Genomic DNA, 8,154 nt, shown 5'->3' with positions numbered 1-8,154 from the left:
TTAGAGCAAATAGACTTCAAAGCTAGGAAATTTCAAGTTATTGGCAAAGGTAATAAGCAACGGTGGTGTTTTTACAGTGAATTTGTGCAACTGAGTCTGAATCACTACATCACATATTACAGACATCTAACCCATCCAGCCTTGTTTACTGCTCAACAGCCCAAAACTGGGGTTGTCTCCCGTCTGTCTTACCGTATGGCGCATAAATCCTGGACAAGTTTGATTGGGAATATTCCAGAGCTTCAGGGGGTGAAACTTCATGATTTAAGGCACACTTTTGCTACAGAACGGGTGGGACTGATGGGAATTGAAGAACTTAGGGCTTTGATGGGACATGAGAGCATTCAGACAACGTTACGGTATCAAAAAGTAACGCCACAACGGGCTGAGAAAGTAGCGCAAATGGCGTTTAGTAGTTTGCCAAATTTTTCTGAATAATTTTAGGAATTACCGAAATTTCACCGGAAGAAACAATACTTTTGGCTGGAATTAAAATTATGGGACAGAGAATACCTCCTACTGTGTACCAATAAATTGAGGTAAGCTGCCTCCTAGCGGGGATGTAGAAACATCAGTGGCTAATATGCTTGCTAGATAAGGGTTTCAGCCTTAGCGTACAATTTTCCCGTTTGGGCACGGTGATGCCATTACGGGTCAAAATAGCGAGTTTGTCGTGAACCGCAAAGTAGAAACTTAACGTCCTCCGGTGTAAAGGTTGCAGCGATTGGTTGTAATAAATCTTTACATCATGTCCTATTGTGCGCGGCTCTCGGCAACTACCCTTAGCGTTACTTTCTGCATGGATGCTACTGAAACCCCATTTACTGCTGTGCAATCTTCCTTTCCCCTAGAACAAAGTTAACCCTTACATCATCCAGTTTTCCATTCCCCCCTCTGAAGAAAGAACTTAATCGCAATGCTGTTAAGGAATATTAAGGAAAGTTATAATTCCCTGACATTGCTTTTAATGAGAACTTCAGGGCTTAATTATGTGGTTGAAATACGGTGTGGCTTGTGATGGTGAACTCAAGAATATTGAGGAAGTTTCACGGGGAAAAACTCAGTTAACTTGCCTCTATTGTGGCGGTCAACTCACGGCGAAGAAAGGCAAGGTTAAAGAACATCATTTTGCTCATACTGAAGATAGTTGTAAACCTGTTTCTGCACGGGTTAAAAATAAAGCTTTTCCTTCACTTCCTCTCTATGATAATTTTAACATTCAACTCAAAGGAGAAGAATTAGAACAGTTAAAAATCCTGTGGAAAGAATATGGCGCTACTGGTTATCCCATCTCCAAAGACTTGATTAATTTCCAGTGGGTGTTAAAGAAATTGATGCGATGGCGTAGCCGCCGCCTGTCGGCATCGCACGATGGCACTTATCAATTTACTGACCTGGGTAAGATTCCCGTTGGTGCGTTGTCTCTGAAACTGTTTAACCAAGTCCAAGAACCGTTAATGTTAGCAGAACTGACAAAGTTAGAACAATCTGTTAATTTAGCTCAAGTCGCTTCCTTATCAAGTTTACCTGAACGACTGGCTGACTTACAAATTTATCGCGCTCAACTGAGACGAATTCTGTTAAATTCCCTTTATTTTCTTGAGATTAAAGCAGATGGTCAACTGTTCTACAAGATTGGCATCACGACTCGATCAATTGAAGAAAGGACAGCAGAAATTCAACGAGATTTAAAACAGCATTACGATGATATTGTAGTTAATTTACTGGGACTGTGGCAGCATCGGGGAAATATTGAATTGTATTTTAAACATCGCTACAAGGCTTTTAATTATCCCATCGGTTCTTTAACGGAATATTTTAAGTTTGTTGATGTTAAGCCTGTGTTGAATGATTTGTTTGAGATGGAGGCTAAGGAATTGTCGGCGGTTGAGTTGGGAGTGATAAAATCAAATAACATTAATATTATAGACGAGTTAAGACAGGTTTGTTAGGATTAACTAAGTCTAATCTATAGTTAGTTAACGGAGGATTTCTACCATTGCCTTCTCGTACTGTAATTAAGAAGGTAGAATTATTAGAATCTTGAGTGATATTCTCAATGAATTGAAATTGTAAAGGTTCTGCATTTAATTCTCTAGCTTGGTTAAAATTAGGTTCAGAAATACAGAAGATTACGGCTCCATCTTGATATCGACCTGCATAAAGCCAATAAGTTTGATTTGGGCTGCTAAATTCTTCTTGATAATATACAGTAAATCGTTCAATTTGAGGTAGATCTTGTTGTCTCTGGCACATCTTATTGATATAAACTTCATTAGCCCAGGAACGCTGCTGTCCAGATAGTGCTATCTGAATAGATAAAATTCCAAAACTGAGTATTAGAGGTAAAAATAATTTGTTTTTCATGATATTATCCAATCTGGTATTTTATAACATACCTAATAATAAATGTCTTTATTCGTCAAGATGTTTATCTCTGTTGTAAATAATTTTCTAACTCGGCTGTACGCTGTTTAGTCATGCGCTCCAAACATTCATTGAGAAATCCTCTATGACCCGTACCCCCTCGACTCCTGTAAACTTCAAATTCGCAGTTATTATCACGTAATTGAATCCAGCCTCGCTGTGCTTCAACCAGTAAAGCTTTTTCTTCACTACTCAACGTTGGAATAATCTGTTGGTAAACTTGATTTAATCTCTGATCTGCTGCTTCATATCTTAACCGGATACACGCTCTAACTTCTACATCACCTCTAGGATTATTGCAATTAACCTGTGACTGTGCAATTTGCTGAGATTGGCGTTTAACCGTTGAAATTGAGTTAGCATAACCTGGTGAAAAACAATTCTCCAACACTGTCAAGATTATTGTTAAGCTAAAAAGTAGCTGCCTTTTCATAATCACATTCCCTCTTCAGCATTATCAAAGTTAACACAGATTTATTGTACTTCTGTACAGCAACAGTTCGTCATAGTTATCCTTAAGTTTAACTTAAGTTATACTCCTATATAGCTGCTAAATGGACATCTTATTGGATGAACCCTAAGTTTCTGGTTCATCTGGAATCGGCTTAATAAATTGACGGTTAGCACGGACGAAACAACTACCTTTGTCTAGCTCAATTCTTAAGTTACTTGCTACTGGAATCCAAGGTTTACCTTGCTTATCTCGTAATACAATATTGTTGCCGAATTGGGTTGTTACCGCCCTCAACTTCTGTCCAGTCTTAAAGGTTATCATCACTGGCCAATTGATAATGGTGTGGTAGTTATCCTTAAAAAGTATACTTGGTGCATCTATATCATCCATAGAAATGCCTTGATATTGTTGGAGCATTCGACAGTTTAATCCTTGTGGGTCTTTGTCGGTAACTACCCAATTGAATTGAGAAATCCCATGTCGATCTGTTGTGGGAGATAAAATATAATCACCATTAGCATTAGTCTTAGGAATAGCCCAACTAGGCGCACATATTAAAACTAAACTAATAACAGTGATTAATACAATTTTAAGTAACTTCATAGCTTGACAAGAGCGATTATCGAAATTATATGATAGTAACCATTTCTAATTTAGGCTCAGAATCTTATCATTCAGGTATGATTTACAGAATTTTACACAGTTTGTTAAAATTTTAATTTGTTTGAGATTAAAGATAAGTTTTTAAAGTAAACTGAATAATATTAATGTACATTTGTCAAAATTTGTGAAACAACTAAGCCTCTTTGATGACCCCACGCCTCCACTTCTGAACCAGCAACCCAAGCTTCTTAATACCTGGGTTAAAGTTTGAGTTGAAGATGGTACAGGCAAAGTCGGTTATATGTACGGAACTAAAGTGGGCCATCCAAGCTGTGATTAATACTTCCTCCCAAGAGACGGCTTTATTCGACCTTGCCCCGGTGCATTGCAGCCCCAATGAGATTAATCGGTTAAGAAATATAAACATTATAGAGATTTATAATTGATGAGTTAGCATGGTATTGTAGGATTAAATCCTTGCTATACTTCGGTTTCAGCTTGATTAGCTTTATAACCACTATATAAACATTACTTTTAAATAGATGACTCAAGAAAAAGAAAAATCGCATTTTTCTAAGTATTACGGGATCTATTTAGGAATACCTTTCCTAGCTTTGTTAGTGTTCTTTGTCGTTTTTTTGATGAATGAAGAACCAAATTTAATTATAATTAAGAAATATCTAGCTTTATTACGAATGCCAATTATTGCTGGCTTAATGTTGTTCTTTTTTCCTATTATTTCATCAATAAAAATTATAAAGAACCTTTTAGAAAATCTTTTTGTTATGCGTGGGGTGGGTCAATTAATAACTGTACTCGGTTTTTCCATTGGAACAGCAGCAATGATTGTTTGTTCTTTTAATTTGATTGTAATAAATGCTTCTGAACGCTTCGATATTGAACCTTTATCTACTATATTTAACATTAACGTTAACGGTATAAATTTAGATCTATTATCATTAATATCAATAATAATTCTGGCTTCTCCTACATGGATATTGACAATTCGTTTAACACTCTGTGACTGGGGAATAATAAATCAAAACTATTGTGAATATAAACGAGAAGAATTAAATAAATTAAAGTTTAATAAAAAACTTGGAAATCAAATTCAGGTTGATAAAAAGAGACAAAGTGAAATTAAGTATTCTGTTATAGGAACATCTCTTATTTTAATTTTAACCCTTATATTAACACTAATCTTATATAATCAAATTGAGCTTATTTATCCGACTAATTTATATCCATTAAATCTGAATCATTCATACCAACTTGAAAAATCACTAGATTTTGATGAAATAGCAAATAATCCAGAATATACTTCAGAGTTTTTGTCATTATTTATTGTAGGTTGGGTTGTTTATGTACTAGGGTTCTTTTTATTTGATCCTAAAAAAATACAGGGTGGAGATGAACCATTAAAGAATTTAACTCAAAGACGATCTGCTCCTGCATTATTTTATCTTTTATTGATGGTTTGGGTTTTAACAGGGTTCTTTAGTGGGTTAAGCTTTTGGACAGATGTTTGGCATCTTCCGATTACCTTAATTATTGTTTCATTATCGGGCTCCCTATATTTGATTTTCTCTATAGATAGCTTTTTTGAGCTAAAAATACCTAATTCTGTTACTGAGAAAGAATCTAAGTCTGTTACTGAGAAAGACTGCCAAAAACATGAAATTAATGAAGAAGAACAGCTAAAAGATAATTTTAAGAAAATAATTAAAAGACGTTTAGGAAAAAGTAATAATAAGACTTTAGTTGTTGTTGCAACAAGTGGAGGTGGAATTCAAGCTTCAGGTTGGACAGCAAAAGTTTTATGTGGTTTACAAAAGGAGCTAGGAGAGTCATTTACTCAATCTATTGGCTTGATTAGTGCTGTATCTGGTGGTTCTGTAGGAACAATGTTTTTCCTTGATCAGTTTGATGACAGCAAGTATTGTCCTGATGATCAATCTCTTGATAGTATTTTTAAGAATGCTACTAAAGATTGGTTAGATGCTGTGGGTTGGGGAATTGCTTATCCTGACATGATGAAATTTTTTGCTGTTCCTTGGGGACTTTTAATACTTTTAAATCAAGCTATCAAGTTTATTTCGGATAAAAATAGAGTCAGTGGAAAACTTAAAACAGATTCTAAAGAAACTAAGCCTTCTGCATTAGATTTATTCTTAAAATATAGTGATCGTGGTTATTCCCTAGAATGGTATTGGAAAAAACAGTTAAAATTAAAATCAAAAAATCAAGAGACAACGTTAGCTGATTGGAGAGAAAAAGTTGACGAGGGACTTATTCCAATTCCCGTTTTCAATGGAACTTTATTAGAAGGTGGTCGGCGATTCTTGATTTCTCCGATACAGTTTAAAAGTAAAACAGATGAAGATATGAAAGCCAAAGATTTTCAGGCTTTATATCAACAACGGTATGATTTAGATGTGACTACTGCCGCTAGACTTTCTGCTAGTTTCCCTTATGTTACGCCTTCATCAAGACCTTATCATTCATCTTTAAAAAAAGAACCTGTTATTGATAAAAAAGTTGATACTGATACAAAAACTGTTACTGATACAAAACCTGTTATTTATCATGTCGCCGATGGGGGTTATTTTGATAATTTTGGAACTTTTACTGCACTTGAATGGTTAGATAAAAATATAGAAGATTTAATGAATGATTCAATAGTTGAACGAGTTATATTCATCCAAATTAATCACTTTCCAACTGAAGACATCAGAGAGGAAAATGGGTTTCTGGGTTGGTTTACAGAGTTAACTGGCCCATTATTGACACTATTTAATATTAAAGAATCAACTCAAATTGCTCGGAATCAGCTAGATAGCAAGTTAATTAAAAGTAAAATTGATTTGATTCGGCATAAAATTGAGAATAAAAAGAATGAATTAAAGAACAAAAAACTTGAAGATATTTTTCACAGTATTACTATTACTTTTGAAGGTAAAGATGCCCCCTTATCTTGGTACTTAAGTAATCACCAGATCAATGAATTACAAGGGAATTGGGATAATATTATAAAGCAATATAAGTTTGGAAAATTAAAAGATTTTTGGAACGAAATTAAATAAGCTATACTTTCCTAATCCTCTACTCACCGTATTATCTGAGTTTATTCTTTTAACAACATTTTGATCCAAATCGGATTAAACAAATAGTAAAAATGAGTTTTTCCTGTTATCTTTTCCCATAAAGAACTGTCAATAGGAGTTTTATGAAATTCAATTTCAATAGAGGTTTTTTTCTGTGGTACAGGTGTTTTTGATCCAAACCAATCTTGATTAGAATAATAATCTATCCAGTTGGATATTACTTTATTATCTAAGCATTTTTGTATTTCTTTCTGAAGATTAACTGATTTATAAGAAAGAAATTTTAAAGTTCCACCTAAAGTAATATAGCGTAGAGGAATCAATTGAGTAGTTGAAGGATTATAATCTGCTAGAACATCTGTGCTAATCATTACTCCAAAACTATAAGCAACAACTGTTACTTTTTCATAATTACTTAACAAATTATTGAGAAGCGGTATTACTCGATTACGAGTTTTGGTTCTTAGACTAATTCCTTCTTCATCATTTCTTAGATATTGGGTTACAAAATAAAACTGATCTACAATTCCCTCTACAGGCAAAAAAGTTAAAATCAGGCTGACAATAATCCAAATTTGCCAATTAACCATAGAATTAGCGATTAAAGAAATAGCTTTTGCTAAGTCGTCAGGAATGGACTGTCCAAAAAAGTTATGATTTTCACCAATTGTTGTCATTGCTATTGCTACAATTCCGTAATACCAAAACACCATTAGTAAAGAAGAGATCAAAAAACATACACTTGAATAAGAAACTTCAAAAACAACTTTCCATACACGGGAGAAAATCCAGTCAATAAATAGACCAAATCCCTGAAATATTTTTATTTTCAACTCTTTATTGCTTAATTTGTTCTCAGCAACTAAATCTTGCCAATAGGCTTCATATATATCTATTTCTCTGGAAATATTATTATCTTTATCATAAAAACAAAATCTTTTTCCAGTATATCCCTGAATTTGAGCTTCACCTTTATCCTCAAAGCTAAAATCTTCTAGGTTACTAAGTCCATTACTAATAAGCTCAAGGCAAACTCCCTTTTCTTGAGGTGATAATCCAGGTATAAAAATTACGGCTTCATGCGAAATACTCTTGTTGATTGATGTTTCCATAAATTATTGTTATAATTATGTATCATTATATCCTAAGCCAACGGATAAGTAATTTGTTCAAACCCCTGACTCTTGATTCTTAACATTTCCCCTTGTTTCATCACACTATATAAATTTTGCCGATTATTAAACACCCATTGAGCCGTGTAGACATCAGGGCAGGTAATTCGATAGGCACGTTCTGCCTGCACAAATTCAACGGTACAACCCGATGGTAAAATTAAATTCATTAGAATGCAACTATTATTCATCAAGTGGCTCAACTCCTTCAGGATATTCGATGGTATCACTATCTGCTGCCATAATTTTAATAACGTTTAATGCTGCTAAACAATCACTGAGCGCTCGATGTTCACTACATAAAGGTTGCCATTTGTATTTGTGCCAATATGTACTCCATTCTCCATACCACTGAGCATGAATCTCCATTAAGCATTCACTCCGATCTGATAAT

9 protein-coding genes are annotated in these 8,154 nt (G+C 34.3%); 3 read left to right on the top strand and 6 right to left on the bottom strand.

Annotation, left to right across the window (positions count from 1 at the left end; translation table 11 throughout):
- Together PL9214_RS02990 and PL9214_RS02985 are read left to right on the top strand one after the other, a co-directional pair.
- A partial coding sequence (locus PL9214_RS02990) for a tyrosine-type recombinase/integrase (RefSeq protein ID WP_139294951.1) occupies nucleotides 1-438 on the top strand: 438 nt, incomplete at its 5' end.
- A 551-nt stretch (nucleotides 439-989) separates the two neighbouring features.
- Entirely contained in the window at nucleotides 990-1,952 is a 963-nt protein-coding gene (locus tag PL9214_RS02985; protein ID WP_072717373.1) for a competence protein CoiA family protein, read from the top strand.
- Here the strand turns inward: PL9214_RS02985 and PL9214_RS02980 are convergent.
- From PL9214_RS02980 to PL9214_RS02970, 3 genes are all read right to left on the bottom strand, one after another.
- Nucleotides 1,924-2,367: a hypothetical protein gene (locus PL9214_RS02980; protein ID WP_072717372.1), complete on the bottom strand. Its 444-nt coding sequence runs from the start codon at nucleotides 2,365-2,367 to the stop codon at nucleotides 1,924-1,926. The two genes, PL9214_RS02985 and PL9214_RS02980, sit on opposite strands and share 29 nt — an antisense overlap.
- 64 nt (nucleotides 2,368-2,431) lie before the next feature.
- Complete coding sequence (locus tag PL9214_RS02975; protein ID WP_083579864.1) at nucleotides 2,432-2,860, bottom strand: lysozyme inhibitor LprI family protein; 429 nt, start codon at nucleotides 2,858-2,860, stop codon at nucleotides 2,432-2,434.
- Between the two features lie 144 nt (nucleotides 2,861-3,004).
- Nucleotides 3,005-3,484: a hypothetical protein gene (locus PL9214_RS02970; protein ID WP_072717371.1), complete on the bottom strand. Its 480-nt coding sequence runs from the start codon at nucleotides 3,482-3,484 to the stop codon at nucleotides 3,005-3,007.
- 542 nt (nucleotides 3,485-4,026) lie between these two features.
- Between PL9214_RS02970 and PL9214_RS02965 the strand changes: the two genes are divergently transcribed.
- Nucleotides 4,027-6,567, top strand: a complete 2,541-nt coding sequence (locus PL9214_RS02965; RefSeq protein WP_072717370.1) for a hypothetical protein — start codon at nucleotides 4,027-4,029, stop codon at nucleotides 6,565-6,567.
- Nucleotides 6,568-6,608: 41 nt separating this feature from the next.
- Here the strand turns inward: PL9214_RS02965 and PL9214_RS02960 are convergent, their stop codons facing one another.
- From PL9214_RS02960 to PL9214_RS02950, 3 genes are all read right to left on the bottom strand, one after another.
- Nucleotides 6,609-7,700 (bottom strand): hypothetical protein, encoded by a 1,092-nt coding sequence (locus PL9214_RS02960; protein ID WP_072717369.1) that lies wholly within the window; start codon nucleotides 7,698-7,700, stop codon nucleotides 6,609-6,611.
- Nucleotides 7,701-7,732: 32 nt separating this feature from the next.
- Nucleotides 7,733-7,930 (bottom strand): hypothetical protein, encoded by a 198-nt coding sequence (locus tag PL9214_RS02955; protein ID WP_139294950.1) that lies wholly within the window; start codon nucleotides 7,928-7,930, stop codon nucleotides 7,733-7,735.
- A gap of 13 nt (nucleotides 7,931-7,943) precedes the next feature.
- On the bottom strand, nucleotides 7,944-8,154 hold a 211-nt coding region (locus PL9214_RS02950), incomplete at its 5' end, for a hypothetical protein (protein ID WP_222425201.1).

Source organism: Planktothrix tepida PCC 9214, assembly GCF_900009145.1.
GTDB lineage: Bacteria > Cyanobacteriota > Cyanobacteriia > Cyanobacteriales > Microcoleaceae > Planktothrix > Planktothrix tepida.
This window is presented reverse-complemented; position numbering and strand designations above follow the sequence as displayed.

Excerpts from the sequence above, each read along its gene's own strand:
- PL9214_RS02985 (WP_072717373.1), top strand. The coding sequence starts at position 990 with ATGTGGTTGAAATACGGTGTGGCTTGTGATGGTGAACTCAAGAATATT.
- PL9214_RS02980 (WP_072717372.1), bottom strand. The coding sequence starts at position 2,367 with ATGAAAAACAAATTATTTTTACCTCTAATACTCAGTTTTGGAATTTTA.
- PL9214_RS02975 (WP_083579864.1), bottom strand. The coding sequence starts at position 2,860 with ATGAAAAGGCAGCTACTTTTTAGCTTAACAATAATCTTGACAGTGTTG.
- PL9214_RS02970 (WP_072717371.1), bottom strand. The coding sequence starts at position 3,484 with ATGAAGTTACTTAAAATTGTATTAATCACTGTTATTAGTTTAGTTTTA.
- PL9214_RS02965 (WP_072717370.1), top strand. The coding sequence starts at position 4,027 with ATGACTCAAGAAAAAGAAAAATCGCATTTTTCTAAGTATTACGGGATC.
- PL9214_RS02960 (WP_072717369.1), bottom strand. The coding sequence starts at position 7,700 with ATGGAAACATCAATCAACAAGAGTATTTCGCATGAAGCCGTAATTTTT.
- PL9214_RS02955 (WP_139294950.1), bottom strand. The coding sequence starts at position 7,930 with ATGAATTTAATTTTACCATCGGGTTGTACCGTTGAATTTGTGCAGGCA.